Origin of the sequence: Caballeronia arationis (genome assembly GCF_001544975.2) — a bacterium.
GTDB lineage: Bacteria > Pseudomonadota > Gammaproteobacteria > Burkholderiales > Burkholderiaceae > Caballeronia > Caballeronia arationis.
On the sequence record NZ_FCOG02000060.1, the window covers coordinates 1 to 17,440 of the forward strand.

Here is a 17,440-nt window from a genome sequence, read left to right on the forward strand (position 1 = left end):
CGACAGAAATCGCGCTTTATCATGCACTTGGAAAACTACCCGAGCCTCCGTCGACCCACAGTTTTTACTGACGAACCTTTTTTTGCCTCATCGGATTGATCGCCGTTTTGCGAAAGTTCTTCTCCATTGATACGCTCGGTGGTCACCACGAGTTTCCTGGCCGACTGGGCGCGGTTTGCGGCAGGCAGGCAAAAACTACGATTTCTACGAAACCCCACCCTCCGTGAACGCCGCTGCTGCATACCACTCAAACGCCTTCAATCCCAGCACCCGGAGACCGCCCATGAAACTACCCGCCATCGCGCTCGGCCTGCTCGCCCTGACTGCCCTCGCCCACGCGGACGAACCGGCAAGTCAATGGCGCTTCACTGAAACCACGTTGTTCGACCTGATCCAGAACAACTACAACATCGTGGCGGTCACAAGCGGCACGGCGCGCAATGGAGCATCGGCGGAAGACACGTTCTTCCTCCAGAAGACCAACAGCGTCTTCAAGTGCTTCGAGTCCCGCGACGCCAACGCAAGCGCGAAACGCGCATCGGGCGCCGTCGAGTGCTACGAACTGACCAAGCCCGGTGCGACCGCATCTGCAAAGTAATAGACAGCGCGAACGAGTGTCCGCGCTGCGCAAATGAACCTCAAGCCAACCTTAATTATCGTCGGAGCGCACCGGCGGCCGCTCGTGCGGATCGGGCTCCGCCTTGTCGGCGTCGGGTTTGTCGACTTCCGTGTTGGGTGACGCTTTGGGCGTCGCCGCCGGCGGCGGCTGATTCGGCCGGGCAGGCTGCCCGGCCGGTTGGGTAGTCGAGGCTGTGGGCATCACGTTCTCCCGATGGCTGGGGACATTCCCCGCCACCAAGTTAGCACCGAACGCGTAAGTCAACACGCGCGAATTTCAGCCGACGTCCGGTTCGCCCTCGCCCGGCTTTTTGCCGGGCTTGTCGTTCGGCCCTTGCTGCCTGGCGTCGTCGTCCCGCTCGGGCAGCTTGCTCTTTTCGTTGTCGCTGTGTTCGGCGGGCTGCACGTCCCCGGCCTGCTTCGTATCGTTCGTCATGATTTTCTCCTCCTCTTCCGATGGATTACGGAACCGTCAGCAAGCGGCGGGCCCGCCCGTCGCTTGGCGGCCATCGTCGCTTTTGGCTACCATGAAAGTATCGCGAACAGTTGGACAGCCGCCATGATTGCATTGACGAAAACCTGCGCGACGTACGCGCATAAAGTGCTCGTGGCGGGCAGCGCAATCCTGATCGTTGCCATCGCGGGCTGCACGATCACACCGCCGCCGAAATCGGTGGAGAGCCGCCCCCCGGAAGCCGTCGCCAGCGGGACGCTCGATCAGTACAAGGCGCGCGTCGCCCAGCGCATCTTCGAGCGCAATCCGTCGCTCGTGCTCAAGGGCACACCGCAGGCGATGCTGCGCTCGTTCGTCGTGGTCACCTTTAAAGTCGATCGCGGTGGGCGTGTCGTGGAGTCGTCGGTCTATCGCACGAATGGCGACGACGAAGCCGAAGCCACCGCGCTCGCCTCGCTGCGCCGCTCGTCGCCGCTGCCCGCGCCCCCGCCGCGTCTGCTCAACGGCAACGGCACGCTGGAACTGTTCGAAGGCTGGATGTTCAACGACAACGGACAATTCCAGTTACAGACGTCGCACTCGCCGCAAGCAACGACCATCGACTGAGGCAATCGCGCATGCCGACCCGGTTGCCCCGGCACGCGCACGGTCGTTATAATTTTCGACACCCTTCGCCGGACACCCGTCCGGCACGGCCTTCGCCGCATGCCCATCCGCATGCGGTTCGAAGCCGACCTACGGCCCGCGCGTTACGCATGTCGCGGCGCCCGGAACGCAGGCGCGTTGCTCGTTTGCTCGCCTCCCCGTCATCCGCGCATCGGCAAAGCACCGAAGCACCCCAAAAAAAGACCGCAGCCCCGCGGCAACACCTCAGCACAACGTCTACGGAGACTCCATGTCCTCAGCATCGCTTTCCGCCGCCGAGCCCAACGACGGAAAAAACAGCGCGTCGCGCGTGATTTTCGCGAGCTTCATCGGCACCGCCATCGAGTTTTACGACTTCTACGTCTACGCCACCGCCGCCGCGCTCGTCATCGGCCCGGTGTTCTTTCCGCATGGCGATCCGGCGGCCCAGGCGCTCTCGGCGTTCGTGACGTTCGGCATCGCGTTCATCGCGCGGCCCATCGGCTCGTTCATCTTCGGCCACTTCGGCGACCGCATCGGCCGCAAATCGACGCTCGTCGCCTCGCTGCTGGTGATGGGCCTCTCGACGACGCTGATCGGCTTCGTCCCCGGCTACGATTCCATCGGCGCCGCGGCGCCCGTGCTGCTCTGCATCCTGCGCTTCGGGCAGGGTATCGGCCTTGGCGGCGAATGGGGCGGCGCGGCGCTTCTCGCGACCGAATACGCGCCGCCCGGCAAGCGCGGCTGGTTCGGCATGTTCCCGCAACTCGGGCCGTCGATCGGCTTTCTCGCGTCGAACGGCCTGTTCTTCGGCCTCGCGCTCTCGCTCTCCGACGAGCAGTTCCGCAGCTGGGGCTGGCGCGTGCCGTTCATCGTGAGCGCGGTGCTCGTCGCGCTGGGGCTCTACGTGCGCCTGAAGATCGCGGAGACGCCGGCGTTTCGCGCGGCCGTCGAGCGTCACGAGCGCGTGCGCGTGCCGATCGCCACGCTGCTCGGCCAATACCTCGCGCCGACGCTCCTCGGCGCGCTCGCGATGGTCGTCTGCTACACGCTCTTCTATATCTCGACGGTCTTTTCGCTGTCGTACGGCGTATCGACACTGCACTTTTCGCGCGAGAAGTTTCTGGGCCTGCTCTGCTTCGCGGTGATCTTCATGGCCATCGCGACGCCGATCTCCGCGCGCGCCAGCGACCGCTTCGGACGCCGGCCGGTGCTGATCGTCGGCTGCATCGCGGCGATCCTGTCGGGCTTCACGATGGCGCCGCTCCTCGGCAGCGGCAACACGTTCGCCGTGGCGCTTTTCCTCACGCTCGAACTGTTCCTGATGGGCGTGACGTTCGCACCGATGGGCGCGCTCCTGCCCGAACTCTTCCCGACGAGCGTGCGCTACACCGGCGCGGGCGTCGCCTATAACCTCGGGGGAATTCTCGGCGCGTCGGTGGCGCCATACATCGCGCAACTGCTCGCGAACCGCGGCGGGCTCGCGTGGGTCGGCGGATATGTGTCGGTGGCGGCGGCGGTAAGTCTCGTCGGCGTGCTGTGCATGAGCGAGACACGCGACATTCGTCTCAGCTGAGCGCGCGAAGACGCTTCCGGCGCTGCGGCGTCAGCCGTCGCGCCGGTTGGTCACATGCGCAGGCACCGGCTGACCCTGGGTAGCCTTGGGAACGGCCACGCGGCGCAGATCCTTGCGATCGCGCCAGAACCGGGCGAGCAACATCAGACTGCCGATGGCGAGAGCGTCGGCACCCAGCCCCGCGAGCCACGCAAAGTGGCCGGAAGGAATCACGCGCAGGGCCGTGTCGAGCGCGAGCGACACGCCGGTTCCCGCGATGAAGCACACGAGCCCCTGCGTGCCGATCGTCACGACGCTCGGCAGGCTGCGCGCAAGCGAGCCGATCCAGCCGGCATGCACCGCCCGCGCGACAACCCACGCGAACGCGCCGAAGCTCACGATGCGCAGTGACGCCAGGTTCTGTTTCATATAGCCCGGCGGCGGCGCGCTTTCGATGAAAAGCTTGGCGAACGCGAATCCCAGCACGACGCCGATCGCAATGCGCGTAAGCCAGCGCGCCGTGGCGCTCGCGTGGAATTCGTCGCTGATCGGCTGGGTTCGGCCGAGGATGCCCGCGACGAACATCAGTTGCCAGGCGAACGGGTTGAACGACCAGCCGTCGGCGTAGGCGGAAGGCAGGAATTGCGCGAGTTGTGTCGCGAACAGCCAGACGCCGAGGCTGCCGAACAGCACGAGTACAGGCTTTCTGGCCGCGAGCGGCACGACCGCCGGCACGGCTAGCGCAAAAAAAGCGTACATCGGCAATACCGCCGACAAATACGGCTGATTGCGCAGCATCGCAATACCGGCAACAAGTCCGAGCGGTCGTTCGAGAAACGTGGGCCACTCGGTATATTCGACCATCGGTGAATCGATGCGAAGCCACATCAGAAGTGCGCCAGACAGGAGCATCAACGCGGCGGTAAAGAGATACGCGCGGTATATCTCGAAACTGCGCCAGAAAAAGCGCCGCCGCGCGGCCGACCCGCTGCGCCGCGATTCGAGCGCGGTATAGGCCGCCGCCGATGCATAACCGCCGAGGAATACGAAGACCTCAGCGGAATCGCAGAACGCGTATTTATGCAGCGTGAAATTGGACACCACGCTTCCCGATATGTGATCGACAGCAATGACGAGCAGGACAATTCCTCGAAAGAAATCGACTTCCAGTGAGCGCCCGGTCAAAGATGTCATCGGTGAAAGCTCCGCGTCCGCCAGCCCGCGCCCCAGAGAGGAGCGCCGGACTTGTACGGGTTTGTACGAAGCTAGGGGAAAAGATTCCCCGAATCAAGATTTATTTGATTGGGTCCGAAACAAAGGTCGCGAGTATGGCGGGGAAATGGCTTTTTGGTCGGATTTGCGTCCGGCAGGCGCGCGCATATACTGAAATTAATCGGCGGGATAATACGGGACTGCCGCGAACGCTCGTCAAGGAGCCGGGAAATGCGCATTCATCTGCAAAGCTCGCATCTCGTCGCGATTATCGCCATCGCATTGTTCACGGCCCTGATGCTCGCCATCCGGTTTCGACCGAAAAGCTGGCGCGGCGTACTTTGCGAAGCACTGATCGCGAATCTCGGCGCAATTGCCGCCGTAGTTGCTTTCGAAGTTCTGACGGCGTGAGTTAATCCAGGTTCGAATATTAATTCAAGTCGCTTTCAATCGCTGCGCTGGGTTGAAGCGCGGGATTCGATGATCGTCGCAAGAAGCGCAAAGTGCGGCGTGGACCGTCTCCTCTCCGCTCCCGCCTCCCCGACGGGAGCGTTTTTCAAGGCGCGTGGCGCAAGCCCCGCGCCCTTTCTTTTGCCTGCTTCCCCGCGATTTTCCGCACCGCCCGCGCACCGAACACCCTTGATTTTCGAGATGCCTCGCTATAATCGACGCTTTGCCGGCGGCCATCAGCATGATTCGCGCGCTTCGCTCCCTTCGGGTCGCCACAGTCCGGCGCACACGCAGCATCTGGCGCCGTTATGGCATTTTCTGGCTGGGCGCGATCGCGGTCGGCCTCGTCGCTGTGCTCTACGCGCGGCTGATCGACTGGGGTTATAGCCAGTTTCTCCAAGCCCAGCGCGAACATGTGTGGCTGCCGCTCATTGTGACGCCCGCCATCTCCGCGCTCTGCGTCTGGCTCACGCGCAAGTTCTTCCGCGGCGCCGAAGGCAGCGGCATTCCGCAGGTGATCGCCGTGCTGAACGGATCGACCTCCGCATTGGGCGCGCGTTTGCTCACCTTCCGCATTCTCGTCGGGAAGATCCTCGTCTCGTTTCTTGCGATTCTCGGCGGCTTCACGATCGGCCGAGAAGGGCCGACCGTGCAGGTCGGCGCCGTGCTGATGTTCAACCTGCGTCGCCTCTATCCGCGCTCCAGTTCGGTCATCGAGCGGCAACTGGTGCTCGCGGGCGCGGCGGCGGGCTTGTCGGCGGCGTTCAACACCCCGCTCGCGGGCATCGTCTTCGCGATCGAGGAGCTCACGCGCAGCTTTTCCGTGCGCACGAGCGGCGTGCTGATCACGGGCATCATCCTCGCCGGCATCGTAGCGCTCGGCCTGAACGGCAACTACACGTACTTCGGCACGATCGACATCGGCCAGCACTTCCCCGATCTGCTCGCGGTGGCCGTCGTACTGACGGCGGTCGTCACGGGAATCGCGGGCGGCGTGTTCGGCTGGCTGCTGCTCAACACCGCGAAGTGGATTCCGGCGCCGCTGCGCAAGCTGCATACAGCGCAGCCGGTCGCATTCGCGGCGCTCTGCGGACTGGTGATCGCGGTGGTCGGCATCGTTTCGGGCGGCACGACGTTCGGCAGCGGCTACTCCGAAGCGCGCGGCCTGCTCGAAGGGCACACGCAGCTTTCGATGTTCTATCCGCTCCTCAAGTTCGTCTCGATGGTCGGCTCCTATCTGCCGGGCATTCCGGGCGGCATCTTCGCGCCGTCGCTGTCGATCGGCGCGGGCTTCGGCAACGTGCTGCACATGATCTTCGACCACATGCAGTTGCAGATGCTGATCGCGCTCGCGATGGTCGGCTATCTCGCGGCCGTCACGCAGTCGCCGATCACCGCCTTCGTGATCGTGATGGAGATGGTCAACGGACACGCGCTCGTGATCTCGCTGATGGCGACCGCGCTGATCTCGAGCCGCGTGGCGGCGTTATTCGCGCCACCGCTCTACGAGGCACTTTCCGAGCGCTACATGGGACACATGCCGCAGCCCGCGCCCGCGCCTTCGCCCGAAGTGCCCGAGCCGCTCGTGAAGGAAGAAGACGAGGACGAGGCGCCGCAGAAGTAAGCCGCCCGCGGGGCCGCCTCGCGCGCAAGTTCAGTAGATGTAGACGCTCGCCGCCGGCCGATAGTAGTAAGGATGCGCCGGCACGACGATGCACCCAGCCAGCATCGTCGCGAGCATCGCGATCAGGATGATTCGTTTCATCGCGATGCTCCGTCTCAGGCCCAGTGGCCCGGCACCCAGTGCCATTGCGCGCCTCGCGCTGCCCAGTGCCCTTCCATCCAGCGATAGCCCACGCGCACTGGCTGCCAATGCCCGGGCGCCCACACGTACTGGCCGCGAGCCCAGCGCCAGTGGCCGCGATCCCACACGTAACCCGCACGCGCGGGCGGCACCGGTTCGTAGCGTATGGCGGGCGGCGCGCTCGGCGCGACGACCACGACCTGAGCCGAAGCGCTCGCGACAGCGACGGCGCCCGCAGCGACGATCGCGCCCTGAGCGAGCAAAAGACGAAGGGAAATTCTCATGATGGCCTAACGATGAAGTGTCGATGCCGGTTCAATGCGCGAGCCGCGCGATCGGCCGACATCGGCCGTGTTACGAGGCGGCCGAATGTGCAACGGAATATTGACGAAAGACCAGACGATTGCGGACATGTCCGCGCAAACGTTGACGTAGAAAAGCAAAAAGCCAGGATCGCCCGATCCTGGCTCATCTTTTCCCGATGCGCGTGAGCGGCATTGCGCGCGCGAGGGCACGCGCCGCTTGCGCGACGAAACGTCTTAGGCCTGCGGAATTTCGATCTTCACTTCCAGCACTTCGAGATCGTCCTGACGTTCGAGACTCACGCGAATGTCGTCGTTGGAAATCTTCACGTACTTGGAAATCACGGCAACGAGTTCCCGTTGCAACGCCGGCAGATAATCGGCGGCGGCTTTGCCACCCGCGCGTTCGTGCGCAATGATCAACTGCAGGCGTTCCTTCGCCACCGAAGCGGACTTCTTTTTCTCGCCCAGCAAAAACGAAAGAATCGACATTGCGTCCCCTTACTTGGTGCCGAAGATGCGTTGCAGCAGACCTGGCTTCTGATAGTCGATGAAACGCAGCGCCTTGTCCTCGCCGAGGAAACGCGACACGATGTCCTTGTACGACTCTGCGACGTCGGTACCATCGAGGTGCACCGCGGGCAGACCCTGGTTCGACGCATGCAGCACGGCTTCCGATTCCGGAATAACGCCGATCAGCTCGATCCGCAGGATCTCCTGAATGTCGTTGAGCGACAGCATTTCGCCTTCGCTCACCCGCTTCGGGTTGTAGCGCGTGATCAGCAGATGTTCCTTGATGGGCTCCTTGCCCTCGATCGCACGCTTCGTCTTCGACGACAGAATGCCGAGAATGCGGTCCGAGTCCCGCACCGACGACACTTCCGGATTCGTCACGATCAACGCTTCGTCGGCGAAGTGCATCGCGAGCAACGCGCCCGATTCGATGCCAGCCGGCGAATCGCACACGATGAATTCGAAGTCCATCGCGATCAGGTCGTTGATCACCTTTTCCACGCCCTCCATCGTGAGCGCGTCCTTGTCACGGGTTTGGGACGCCGGCAGGACGAAAAGGTTCTCGCATTTCTTGTCCTTGATGAGCGCCTGGTTCAGGTTCGCCTCACCCTGGATCACGTTGATCAGGTCGTACACCACGCGACGCTCGCAGCCCATGATGAGATCGAGGTTGCGCAGACCGACGTCGAAGTCGATCACGGCCGTCTTGTGGCCGCGCAATGCGAGCCCCGATGCGAAGCTCGCGCTGGTGGTCGTCTTGCCGACGCCGCCCTTCCCCGATGTCACCACAATGATTTTTGCCATACATGTACCTTGTGTTCGTCAAATAAGTCCGGCTGGCGGTTCGTCGAGCGCGCGCTTTGCGTCGCGCTCGAACGCTTGTCTCGGATGAGTCAGGTGAGCCGCAGCGGTTCGATCATCAGTTTTTCTTCGTCGAGCCAGATCTGCACCGACTTGCCGAGCACGTCGGCGGGCAACGGGTTCTCTGTCGTCCGGTAGATTCCCGCGATCGAGATGAGTTCCGGTTCGAGACAGGTGCAGAAGATCCGCGCGTCGTTGTTGCCGTGCACGCCCGCGAGCGCGCGCCCGCGCAACGGCGCATAGATGTGAATGTTGCCTTCCGCGATCACTTCCGCGCCGTAGGACACGAGCCCCAACACGACCAGATCGCCCTTCGCGTACACCTGCTGGCCGGAACGCAGCGGACGGTCGATGATCGTGGTCGGCGACGGCGTCGCAGGCGGCGGCGTCTTCGCGACGGCGGCTTCGATCACCGCGGCGGCATCGGTGTTCGCACTCGCCACGCCTTCCGAAGGCTTCGGCGCGCCGCGCCGGTCGCGTGCTTCGAGGAGCGGCAGACCGCCGCTAGACGCCCATTCGGCCGCCCACGCCTGCGCGGGCAGCGCCACGACGCCGATCGGCCGCATGCGCACGCTCGCGAGCAACTGCGCGAGTTCGCCGAGCGCAATGCGTTCGGTCGCCGAGGTCTCGGCGAGACGGCGCACGTCGATCGCGACGACATCGTTGGCGAAAAACTCGGGAGTCGCTTCGAAGCGCCGCGTGAGTTCTGTGCGCAGCGCGTCGAGGTCGGTGGTCTTGACGACGAAGAGAAGCGTGTCGACGGAGCCGCTGCGCAGTTCAAAAAAGGGCGTTTTGTTGAGCGACATAGGAACGGCCAAAAATTTTGCGTATTTTACAGGCGCGCGCGCACTCAGCCATATTTTTCGAGACTGGTTTGCGCGATATCGGGCGGCGGGAGTGGCTGCGCCCCGTCAAGGCGACGGCGGAGCGAAAAAGGATAGACGTATCGACGATTCACGCCGTGCCCGGCGCATCTTGCTCTTCGTTGTGCACGTGACGCACGAGCAGCGTTTCCCATTCTTCGGCATGCGCGGGCATCATGCGGCGATCGCCTGTCGGACCGAAACCGAGGCGCTCGTAGAAACGCTTCGCGGTGCGGTTTTCATCGGCGATCCATGCGTAGATTTCCTTCGCGCCTTCGTCCACGAGCCATTCCGACGCTGCGTTCACAAGCAGCTCCCCGCCGCGCAGATGCCGGACCGCAGGCGCGACCCACAGCGAATGAACGAACGCGCGCCGCGTGCCCGCTTCATCGATAAACGCGCCGACGAGCCCCGCCGGATGACCTTCGGTGTAGAGCAGAAACGTGGCAGTGGATAACGAACTCGCGTGATGTGCGGCTGTTTCGTCGAAACTGGATGCCTCGGCGAGAAGCGCGTCCTCGAGTGTCTCGTCGAAGGCGTACGGCGCCTCGCGCAGCGAAGCCGTACGGAGCTCGCGCAGGACAGCGCCCTGATGCGCGGCGATGCGGCGAACGGTCAGTGAAGGACTCATGCGGGCGATTGACTCTCTGGTTCTTTCTGACTATCCGGTAGCTTCAACCGAACGGGCGATCGAGTCAATTTTTTATTTGCACGCGGCGACTCGCGGCGCGCGCATGTTGCGCTGGGCGTGAGGCGCACGGCGAGGCGTGGAGCGCGGACGAGGGCAAGTCGCGTCATGCGCTCACGGCGCCGCGTAGGAGCCGGTGCCGTCGGGCCACGGCGTCAGCAGCTCGAAGCCGTCTTCGGTGACGGCGACCATGTGCTCCCATTGCGCCGAGAGCGAGCGGTCCTTGGTCGTCACCGTCCAGCCATCGCGCGACTGTTGCGTGGCGGCGCGCCCTGCGTTGACCATCGGCTCGATCGTGAAGACGAGGCCCGGCTTGAGACGCAGTCCCGCGCCGCGCTGGCCGTAGTGCAGCACTTGCGGATCCTCGTGATAGACGCGGCCGATGCCGTGTCCGCAATACTCTCGCACGATCGAAAAGCCCTCGCGATGCGCCACCGACTGGATCGCATAACCAACATCGCCGAGCGTCGCGCCGGCGCGCACTTCGCGGATGCCTGCGAGCATCGCCTCGTAGGTCGTGTCGCACAGGCGGCGGGCTTCAGCGCTCGGCGTACCGGCGTAGTACATGCGGCTCGTGTCGCCGAAGTAGCCGTCCTTGATGATCGCGACGTCGATGTTGACGATATCGCCGTCCTTGAGTTCGCGCGGACCGGGAATGCCGTGGCACACGACATGGTTCACCGAGGTGCAGATCGTCTTCGGAAAACCCATGTAGCCGACGTTGGCCGGAATGGCCTTCAGTTCGTCGACGATGAAACGGTTGCAGATCGCGTCGAGTTCATCGGTGGTGACGCCGGGGCGGACATGCTCGCCGATCATCGCGAGCACTTCGGCGGCCATGCGGCCGGAGATGCGCAGCTTTTCGATGTCGGCGGGAGACTTGATAGTGATGGCCATTGGGTCTTGCGGGATGGGTTCGGTCGGCGCGCGCGGCGGATGCTGCAAGCGCGCGTCAGGCGCGGATTGTCGGCGATGATAGCATTGCCCGCCGGGCGCCTGCCCGCGCGGGGTCTGGCCGGCGCTATCGCGCCGGGGAGCGGGCGGCCTTGCCTTGAGCGGGCGTTTACGGTTTATTTGGCGCTTTTATCGTCACTCGACGGAGATCCATGTCCTTGCATCGCCCTGCCGTTTTTGCCATAACTGCCGCCACGATCGCCCTCGCCGCCTGCAGCTCGACCAGCGAGCCGGAATTGCGCGCTTCGAAGCCCGTCATTCATGTTTCGTCGGCGCGAACGGCGTCGGATATTTCGAGTTGCCTCGAACGCATGCTGCCGTCCGTGCAGACGACACGCAACGCCGGATCGACCGAACTTCTCGTCGGGTCCAATGCGTGGCTCGTGACGCTGACGCCTTCGGGGTATGGATCGATCGTCAAGGTGCAGAAGTCCGATGGCGAATACGGCGGGCTGCCGGAGCCGGAATTGAGGTTCGATATCGCGCGATGTACGACTTGAGTTGATTCGCCGGCGCCTCGCACAAAAGGGGCGCAAATCCGCGCACAAAGCAAAAGCCCCGCAAGTCTTTCGATTTGCGGGGCTTTCAGTATCTTGGCGGAAAGGGTGGGATTCGAACCCACGGTACAGCAAAACTGTACACTGGATTTCGAGTCCAGCGCATTCGACCACTCTGCCACCTTTCCGTCTACCGAAGTCTCTCGCTTTCACGTGATTTCGGGCCTTCACCGAGCGGGTCGTTGCTCAGCGAAGAGCAAGATTATAGCGGACTCGATTTCGCTTTCCAAGCCCCATTTTGCATCTTCTCAGAAGATTCAGGCCTTCGACGGCTCCAGCCGCTCGAGCCCACCCATATAGGGACGCAACACGGCCGGCACGGTCACCGATCCATCTGCATTCTGGAAGTTCTCCAGCACCGCGACGAGCGTCCGCCCGACCGCGAGCCCCGAGCCGTTGAGCGTATGCACGAACTCCGGCTTGCCCTGCGCATTACGAAAACGCGCCTGCATCCGCCGCGCCTGGAACGACTCGGTGTTCGAGCAGCTGGAGATTTCGCGATACGTGTTCTGCGCCGGCAGCCACACTTCCAGGTCGAATGTCTTCGATGCCGAGAAGCCCATGTCGCCCGTGCACAGCGTGATCACGCGATACGGCAGTTCCAGCTTCTGCAGGATCGCCTCTGCGTGGCCGACCATCTCGTCGAGCGTCTCATACGATTTTTCCGGCGCCACGATCTGCACCATCTCGACCTTGTCGAACTGGTGCTGGCGGATCAGTCCACGCGTGTCGCGCCCGTATGACCCCGCCTCCGAGCGGAAGCACGGCGAATGCGCGGTCAGCTTCACCGGCAGCGCGTTCGCTTCGAGAATGCCGTCGCGCACCGTGTTCGTCAGCGAAATCTCGGACGTCGAGATCAGGTACTGCGTGACCGTGTTCTCGTCGCCACCCTTTTCGACACGGAACATGTCGTCGGCGAATTTCGGAAGTTGGCCCGTGCCGTACAGAATCTCCGGATTCACGATGTACGGCGTGTATGTCTCGGTGTAGCCGTGCTGTTCCGTGTGCGTGTCGATCATGAACTGCGCGAGCGCGCGATGCAGCCGCGCGATCTGCCCGCGCAGGAGCGTGAAGCGCGCGCCCGACAGCTTCGCGCCGGTTTCGAAATCGAGGCCGAGCGGCGCACCTACGTCGACGTGATCCTTCACTTCGAAGTCGAATGCGCGCGGCGCGCCAAAGCGGCGCACTTCGACGTTCTGCGTTTCGTCGTCGCCGACGGGCACGCTCTCGTGCGGCAGGTTCGGCACGCCGAGCATCAGGTCTTGCAGACGCTTCTGGATATCGTCGAGTTGCGCCGCCGACGCCTTCATCGTGTCGCCGATGCCGCCGACCTCCGCCATCACCGCCGACGTGTCCTCGCCGCGCCCTTTCATCGCGCCGATCTGCTTCGACAGGCTGTTGCGGCGCGCCTGGAGTTCTTCGGTGCGCGTCTGGATTTCGCGGCGCTCGGCTTCGAGCGACGAGAACGCGGCGACGTCGAGGATGTAGCCGCGAACGGCGAGACGTTTCGCGACGCCGTCCAGGTCTTTGCGCAGGAGTTGGATGTCGAGCATGGCGGGGGCTGCTTCTTGAGTAATCGGAACTCGCGATTTTAGCGCACGGCGCGCGGCGGCCGTGTTTCGTCAACGTTTCTTGTCGTCCTTGTGTTCGCGCCGCCAGTGCGCATCCAGTTCGGCGAGACGCGCCATCTTCTCGCCGATCTTGCCTTCCAGACCGCGCGGTGTCGGCTCGTACCAGTGCGGATCGCGCATGCCGTCCGGCAGGTACGTTTCGCCCGCCGCGTATGCGTCGGGCTCGTCGTGCGCGTAGCGATACTCGTGGCCGTAGCCGAGTTCCTTCATCAGCTTGGTCGGCGCGTTGCGCAGATGCACCGGCACGCCGCGCGACTGGTCACGGCCGACGAACCGCCGCGCCTCGTTATAAGCCTTGTAGCCCGCATTCGACTTCGGCGCGACGGCGAGGTAGATGATCGCCTGCCCGAGCGCCAGTTCGCCCTCGGGCGTGCCGAGCCGCTCATAGGTTTCGGCGGCATCGAGCGCGATGCGCCCGGCGCGCGGATCGGCGAGACCGATGTCCTCCCACGCCATGCGCACGATGCGCCGCGCGAGATAGCGCGGGTCCGCGCCGCCGTCGAGCATGCGGCAGAACCAGTAGAGCGCCGCGTCCGGATTGCTGCCGCGCACCGACTTGTGCAGCGCGCTGATCTGGTCGTAGAACGCGTCGCCGCCCTTGTCGAAGCGGCGCAGGTTTTCCGCGAGCGCGCTGCCGAGCAGCGTGCCGTCGATATCCGTCGTCTTCTGCTGGGCCGCCGCGCGCGCGACGATCTCCAGGTTGTTCAGCAGCTTGCGCCCGTCGCCGTCGGCGGAACCGATGATCGCGTCGCGGGCTTCGTCGGTGAACGTGAGCCCGCCGAGTTCGGCCTGCGCGCGGTCCAGCAATTCCTTCAGTTCGTCGGTGTCGAGACTCTTCAGCACGTACACCGCCGCCCGCGACAGCAATGCGCTATTCACCTCGAACGACGGATTCTCGGTCGTCGCGCCGACGAACACGAACAACCCCGACTCGACGTGCGGCAGGAAAGCATCCTGCTGGCTCTTGTTGAAGCGATGCACCTCGTCGACGAACACGAGCGTCTGGTGCCCGTTCGCGCGATGGATCTGCGCGGTCTCGACGGCCTCGCGGATGTCCTTCACGCCCGACAGCACCGCGGAAAGCGAGATGAACTGCGCGTCGAAGGCGTCGGCCATCAGGCGCGCGAGCGTCGTCTTGCCGACGCCCGGCGGGCCCCAGAGGATCATCGAATGCGCCTCGCCCGATTCGAACGCGACGCGCAGCGGCTTGCTGGGCCCGAGCAGGTGCTTCTGGCCGATGACGTCGTCGATGGTGCGGGGACGCAGGCGCTCGGCGAGCGGAACGGTGCCACGATTTTCTTCGAACATGTGCTTGAGTGACGCAGGTTGGACAAAGGCGGCGATAATCTCTCGCTTTTCGGGACAAGGGCGCGGCCGCGAAGCGCCGTGGCACGAACCGGCGGTTCCGCCATGCGCTCCGGCGGTTCGGCCATGCGCACCGCCGAATCGGGTCATTATGACAGCGACGGCGAAACGGCCCCGCCCGCGCCATCGGCAGACAGGTTACACAGAGAACAGATAGGGACGAACACCCATGGGACAAGCAAGCACACCACCTAACGACGCCGCCGGCTCCGCCTACGCGCCCCTCACGCCCGTGCCGCCGGAGCGCCGCGCGTTCGCCACCTCCGACGCCTTCGCGCTCTGGTTCTCGCTCGGCATCGGTCTTCTGGTCGCGCAGGCGGGCGCGCTGCTCGTGCCGGGACTGTCGCTGCCGCATGCGCTCGCGGCGATCGCGATCGGCACGGCGATCGGCGTCGTCCTGCTCGCGCTTGCGGGCGTGGTCGGCACGGACACGGGGCTGGCCGCGATGTCGTCGCTGCGGCCGACGCTCGGCGTGCGCGGCGCTTCGGTGCCGGCGGTGCTGAACGCGGTGCAGCTCGTCGGCTGGGGCTCGTTCGAGATCATCGTGATGCGCGATTCCGCCGATGCGCTCGCGAAGCAATCTTTCGGCCTCTCGATGCCGCTCGTCTGGACGCTCGTCTTCGGCGTGCTGGCGACGCTGCTCGCCATCTCCGGCCCGCTCTCCTTCGTGCGGCGCTTTCTGCGCACCTGGGGCATCTGGCTCCTGCTCGGCGGCGCGGGCTGGCTGACGTGGAACGTGCTCGCGAAACTCGACCTCGGCGCACTGATGAACCGTCCCGGCACGGGCGAGATGGCATTCGGCGCGGGCATCGATCTCGTCGTCGCGATGCCGCTCTCCTGGCTGCCGCTGATCGCCGACTACACGCGCTTCGGGCAGAGCCCGGGCGGCACGTTCCGCGGAACGCTGCTCGGCTACGGCATCGCGAACATCTGGTTCTATGCGCTCGGCGCGATCTACGGGCTGGCGGCGGGCGGCGGCGATGCGCTGTTGACCGTCGCGTTCGCGCAGGCGGGCGGCGGCCTCGCGCTGCTCCTGATCCTGATCGACGAAACCGACAACGCCTTCGCCGACATCCATTCCGCCGCCGTTTCGACCGGTACGTTCTGGGCGCGCGCGAGCGTCCCGATGCTCTCCGCCGCGTTCGGCACGCTTTGCACGCTGGTCGCGCTCATCGTCGAGATGGGCAAGTATCAGAACTTTCTGCTTTTAATCGGCTCGGTGTTCGCGCCGCTCTTCGGCGTCGTGCTGGCGGATCACTTCGTCGTGAGACGGCGCCGCATCGACGCCCCGCTTCTCGCCGACGTCAACGGCCGCTATGGTTTTTCGGGCGGCTGGCACGTGAGCGCGTTCGTCGCTTGGGCGATCGGCATCGCGGCCTATCACGCGATCAACCAGTGGCTGCCGAACCTCGGCGCGACGCTGCCCGCGCTCGTGCTCGGCGCGGTGTGCTATCTGCTGCTGGTGTCGGGCCGGCGCGCGGCGCTGGCCTGATGTCGTAGAGCAACGGGCGCCGCCGGCGCCCGTTTGCTGTCAATGCTCGTCGCGGCGCATCAGGGCGCTGTCGTGCAGGTCACGAATCACGCGCTCCTCGGCGTCCAGATCGAGCGAGCGACTGAGAAGCCAGTACACCCCGCCCGACACGATCAGCCCCACGAGCCACGCGATATCCACGCCGCCGAGCAGCCGCGCGAAATAGCCTTCGAACACGGCCTTCTCGGCGGCCGCGTCGTAGATGAAGAAGAACGGAATCATCGCGACGAAGCCCACCACGTAAGCCACGATGCCGCGCATCTGCCACGCGCCATAGATGCCCTTCGGCGTGAAGAAGTGCGCGATCGCATAGCGGCCGCGGCGCACGAAGAAGTAATCGACGAGATTGACCGCCGTCCACGGCACGAGGAAGTACAGCATCAGCACGAGAAACGTGTTCAGGAGCGCGATGCCATTGCCCTTGATCGCCAGCACGCAGCCGAGCACGACCGCGCTGATCGCGATCACCGATGCCGCGCGCGCCGCGCGTGTCGGTTTGATCCTGCGGATCGAGTCGACGCCGGTAAGGAGCGTCAGCATCGCGCTGTAGGTGTTGAGCGCGATGATCGGCAGAAAGCCCGCCACCGACACGAACACAATCAGGCTGCCGAGCCCCGGCATCACCGACGAGCCGACCTGGTTCAGCGCGACGAGCGCATCCGACGCCTTCAACTCCTGCGCGAGCCACGCGCCGAGCCCGATCATCCAGGTGCCGGAAAGCGCCGCGCCGATGAAGATCGCGGCGATCAGCCTGGTGCGGCTCGTGTTCTTCGGCAGGTAGCGCGAGTAGTCGGAGACGTAGGGCGCGTATGAGATGTTGTAGCTCGCGCCGATGGCGAACTGCGTCGCGAAGGCAATCCAGCTGAAGCCGAGATGCGGCGCACTCGCCACGGCCGCCGACGGCGTGTGGCCCGCGCCGAACAGCAGCGCGATGGACACGAGCGCGTAGAGCGGCAGCGTCGCGATCAGCGCCCACTTGAACGCGCGGTGCATGAGGTCGTGCCCGTAGATCGACAGCAGCGCGCCTGCCGCGATCGCGACCACGGCGACGAGCGTCGCATCGAGGCCGAAGACGCGCTTGAGGCCATCGGTGATCAGCGACACGTTCACGACATTGAACCCGACGAACACGAAAAGCGTCGCGAGAAGCGCGAGGATCACGCCGCGATAGCCGAACTGCGCACGCGACTGGATCATCTGCGGCAATCCCATTTCCGGCCCCTGAGAGCCGTGGAACGCCATGAAGATCGTGCCGAACATGATGCCGAGCGCGCCGGCGAGCGTCGTCCACCCCGCCGACAGGCCCATGCCCGGCCCGACGAAGCCGATCGAGATCGTGAAAAAGTGGAAATTGCCGAGGAACCAGAACGGCCCCTGGCTGGAGAGCCGCGCGTGGCGCTCGCTCTCCGGGATGTAATCGATCGAATGGCTTTCGACTTCGATGGCCGGCCCCGCGTG

19 protein-coding genes and 1 tRNA gene are annotated in these 17,440 nt (G+C 64.5%); 7 read left to right on the plus strand and 13 right to left on the minus strand.

All coding sequences use genetic code 11. The features are described from left to right. The first annotated feature begins 283 nt into the window (after positions 1-283). Positions 284-598, plus strand: coding sequence for a hypothetical protein (locus AWB81_RS26925; protein ID WP_062639581.1), 315 nt, complete (start codon positions 284-286; stop codon positions 596-598). A gap of 51 nt (positions 599-649) precedes the next feature. Here the strand turns inward: AWB81_RS26925 and AWB81_RS45865 are convergent, their stop codons facing one another. Both AWB81_RS45865 and AWB81_RS46470 read right to left on the minus strand, forming a co-directional pair. Further along, on the minus strand, positions 650-820 hold the full coding sequence (locus tag AWB81_RS45865) for a hypothetical protein (protein ID WP_159938944.1): 171 nt from the start codon (positions 818-820) through the stop codon (positions 650-652). Between the two features lie 75 nt (positions 821-895). After that, positions 896-1,054 (minus strand): hypothetical protein, encoded by a 159-nt coding sequence (locus AWB81_RS46470; protein WP_167306337.1) that lies wholly within the window; start codon positions 1,052-1,054, stop codon positions 896-898. A 123-nt stretch (positions 1,055-1,177) separates the two neighbouring features. Here AWB81_RS46470 and AWB81_RS26930 point away from each other — a divergent pair, with 123 nt between their 5' ends. Beyond that, on the plus strand, positions 1,178-1,678 hold the full coding sequence (locus AWB81_RS26930) for a TonB family protein (RefSeq protein WP_062639582.1): 501 nt from the start codon (positions 1,178-1,180) through the stop codon (positions 1,676-1,678). Between the two features lie 289 nt (positions 1,679-1,967). Then, the gene (locus AWB81_RS26935) at positions 1,968-3,272 is read left to right on the plus strand and encodes an MFS transporter (protein WP_062639583.1); all 1,305 of its coding nucleotides are present in this window, start codon (positions 1,968-1,970) and stop codon (positions 3,270-3,272) included. 30 nt (positions 3,273-3,302) lie between these two features. Here the strand turns inward: AWB81_RS26935 and AWB81_RS26940 are convergent, their stop codons facing one another. Continuing rightward, complete coding sequence (locus tag AWB81_RS26940) at positions 3,303-4,445, minus strand: OpgC domain-containing protein (RefSeq protein ID WP_062639584.1); 1,143 nt, start codon at positions 4,443-4,445, stop codon at positions 3,303-3,305. A gap of 249 nt (positions 4,446-4,694) precedes the next feature. On the opposite strand from AWB81_RS26940, the gene AWB81_RS26945 reads away from it, so the two are divergent. Both AWB81_RS26945 and AWB81_RS26950 read left to right on the plus strand, forming a co-directional pair. Further along, complete coding sequence (locus tag AWB81_RS26945; protein WP_062639585.1) at positions 4,695-4,874, plus strand: hypothetical protein; 180 nt, start codon at positions 4,695-4,697, stop codon at positions 4,872-4,874. 280 nt (positions 4,875-5,154) lie between these two features. Beyond that, a complete protein-coding gene (locus tag AWB81_RS26950; protein WP_062639612.1) occupies positions 5,155-6,537 on the plus strand; it encodes a chloride channel protein in 1,383 nt (460 codons plus the stop codon). A 155-nt stretch (positions 6,538-6,692) separates the two neighbouring features. Here AWB81_RS26950 and AWB81_RS26955 read toward each other — a convergent pair whose 3' ends face one another. The 6 genes from AWB81_RS26955 to map form a co-directional block, all read right to left on the minus strand. After that, positions 6,693-7,001 (minus strand): YXWGXW repeat-containing protein, encoded by a 309-nt coding sequence (locus tag AWB81_RS26955; RefSeq protein ID WP_062639586.1) that lies wholly within the window; start codon positions 6,999-7,001, stop codon positions 6,693-6,695. A 255-nt stretch (positions 7,002-7,256) separates the two neighbouring features. Further along, the gene (minE, locus tag AWB81_RS26960; protein WP_035926261.1) at positions 7,257-7,511 is read right to left on the minus strand and encodes a cell division topological specificity factor MinE; all 255 of its coding nucleotides are present in this window, start codon (positions 7,509-7,511) and stop codon (positions 7,257-7,259) included. A 9-nt stretch (positions 7,512-7,520) separates the two neighbouring features. After that, entirely contained in the window at positions 7,521-8,336 is an 816-nt protein-coding gene (gene minD / locus AWB81_RS26965) for a septum site-determining protein MinD (protein WP_062639587.1), read from the minus strand. 89 nt (positions 8,337-8,425) lie between these two features. Next, positions 8,426-9,199, minus strand: coding sequence for a septum site-determining protein MinC (minC, locus tag AWB81_RS26970; protein WP_062639588.1), 774 nt, complete (start codon positions 9,197-9,199; stop codon positions 8,426-8,428). 148 nt (positions 9,200-9,347) lie between these two features. Continuing rightward, positions 9,348-9,887 carry a GNAT family N-acetyltransferase gene (locus AWB81_RS26975; RefSeq protein ID WP_062639589.1) on the minus strand — a complete coding sequence of 180 codons (540 nt, stop codon included), beginning with the start codon at positions 9,885-9,887 and terminating at the stop codon, positions 9,348-9,350. Positions 9,888-10,058: 171 nt separating this feature from the next. Further along, positions 10,059-10,841, minus strand: coding sequence for a type I methionyl aminopeptidase (gene map / locus AWB81_RS26980; protein WP_062639590.1), 783 nt, complete (start codon positions 10,839-10,841; stop codon positions 10,059-10,061). A gap of 209 nt (positions 10,842-11,050) precedes the next feature. Between map and AWB81_RS26985 the strand changes: the two genes are divergently transcribed. Further along, complete coding sequence (locus AWB81_RS26985) at positions 11,051-11,398, plus strand: hypothetical protein (protein ID WP_062639591.1); 348 nt, start codon at positions 11,051-11,053, stop codon at positions 11,396-11,398. A 94-nt stretch (positions 11,399-11,492) separates the two neighbouring features. Here the strand turns inward: AWB81_RS26985 and AWB81_RS26990 are convergent. The 3 genes from AWB81_RS26990 to AWB81_RS27000 form a co-directional block, all read right to left on the minus strand. Next, positions 11,493-11,583, minus strand: a tRNA-Ser gene (locus AWB81_RS26990). A gap of 129 nt (positions 11,584-11,712) precedes the next feature. Continuing rightward, on the minus strand, positions 11,713-13,008 hold the full coding sequence (gene serS / locus AWB81_RS26995; RefSeq protein ID WP_062639592.1) for a serine--tRNA ligase: 1,296 nt from the start codon (positions 13,006-13,008) through the stop codon (positions 11,713-11,715). A 69-nt stretch (positions 13,009-13,077) separates the two neighbouring features. Further along, positions 13,078-14,394 carry a replication-associated recombination protein A gene (locus AWB81_RS27000; protein WP_062639593.1) on the minus strand — a complete coding sequence of 439 codons (1,317 nt, stop codon included), beginning with the start codon at positions 14,392-14,394 and terminating at the stop codon, positions 13,078-13,080. A 226-nt stretch (positions 14,395-14,620) separates the two neighbouring features. On the opposite strand from AWB81_RS27000, the gene cytX reads away from it, so the two are divergent. After that, entirely contained in the window at positions 14,621-15,943 is a 1,323-nt protein-coding gene (gene cytX, locus AWB81_RS27005; protein WP_062639594.1) for a putative hydroxymethylpyrimidine transporter CytX, read from the plus strand. Positions 15,944-15,982: 39 nt separating this feature from the next. On the opposite strand, the gene AWB81_RS46475 is transcribed toward cytX, so the two are convergent. Continuing rightward, positions 15,983-17,425 (minus strand): purine-cytosine permease family protein, encoded by a 1,443-nt coding sequence (locus tag AWB81_RS46475; protein ID WP_062639613.1) that lies wholly within the window; start codon positions 17,423-17,425, stop codon positions 15,983-15,985. Positions 17,426-17,440: the final 15 nt, after the last annotated feature.

Excerpts from the sequence above, each read along its gene's own strand:
- minD (WP_062639587.1), bottom strand. The coding sequence starts at position 8,336 with ATGGCAAAAATCATTGTGGTGACATCGGGGAAGGGCGGCGTCGGCAAG.
- AWB81_RS46470 (WP_167306337.1), bottom strand. The coding sequence starts at position 1,054 with ATGACGAACGATACGAAGCAGGCCGGGGACGTGCAGCCCGCCGAACAC.
- AWB81_RS26985 (WP_062639591.1), top strand. The coding sequence starts at position 11,051 with ATGTCCTTGCATCGCCCTGCCGTTTTTGCCATAACTGCCGCCACGATC.
- serS (WP_062639592.1), bottom strand. The coding sequence starts at position 13,008 with ATGCTCGACATCCAACTCCTGCGCAAAGACCTGGACGGCGTCGCGAAA.
- AWB81_RS26975 (WP_062639589.1), bottom strand. The coding sequence starts at position 9,887 with ATGAGTCCTTCACTGACCGTTCGCCGCATCGCCGCGCATCAGGGCGCT.
- map (WP_062639590.1), bottom strand. The coding sequence starts at position 10,841 with ATGGCCATCACTATCAAGTCTCCCGCCGACATCGAAAAGCTGCGCATC.
- AWB81_RS26945 (WP_062639585.1), top strand. The coding sequence starts at position 4,695 with ATGCGCATTCATCTGCAAAGCTCGCATCTCGTCGCGATTATCGCCATC.
- AWB81_RS27000 (WP_062639593.1), bottom strand. The coding sequence starts at position 14,394 with ATGTTCGAAGAAAATCGTGGCACCGTTCCGCTCGCCGAGCGCCTGCGT.
- AWB81_RS45865 (WP_159938944.1), bottom strand. The coding sequence starts at position 820 with ATGCCCACAGCCTCGACTACCCAACCGGCCGGGCAGCCTGCCCGGCCG.
- AWB81_RS26930 (WP_062639582.1), top strand. The coding sequence starts at position 1,178 with ATGATTGCATTGACGAAAACCTGCGCGACGTACGCGCATAAAGTGCTC.
- minC (WP_062639588.1), bottom strand. The coding sequence starts at position 9,199 with ATGTCGCTCAACAAAACGCCCTTTTTTGAACTGCGCAGCGGCTCCGTC.
- AWB81_RS26950 (WP_062639612.1), top strand. The coding sequence starts at position 5,155 with ATGATTCGCGCGCTTCGCTCCCTTCGGGTCGCCACAGTCCGGCGCACA.
- AWB81_RS26955 (WP_062639586.1), bottom strand. The coding sequence starts at position 7,001 with ATGAGAATTTCCCTTCGTCTTTTGCTCGCTCAGGGCGCGATCGTCGCT.
- minE (WP_035926261.1), bottom strand. The coding sequence starts at position 7,511 with ATGTCGATTCTTTCGTTTTTGCTGGGCGAGAAAAAGAAGTCCGCTTCG.
- AWB81_RS26935 (WP_062639583.1), top strand. The coding sequence starts at position 1,968 with ATGTCCTCAGCATCGCTTTCCGCCGCCGAGCCCAACGACGGAAAAAAC.
- cytX (WP_062639594.1), top strand. The coding sequence starts at position 14,621 with ATGGGACAAGCAAGCACACCACCTAACGACGCCGCCGGCTCCGCCTAC.
- AWB81_RS26925 (WP_062639581.1), top strand. The coding sequence starts at position 284 with ATGAAACTACCCGCCATCGCGCTCGGCCTGCTCGCCCTGACTGCCCTC.
- AWB81_RS26940 (WP_062639584.1), bottom strand. The coding sequence starts at position 4,445 with ATGACATCTTTGACCGGGCGCTCACTGGAAGTCGATTTCTTTCGAGGA.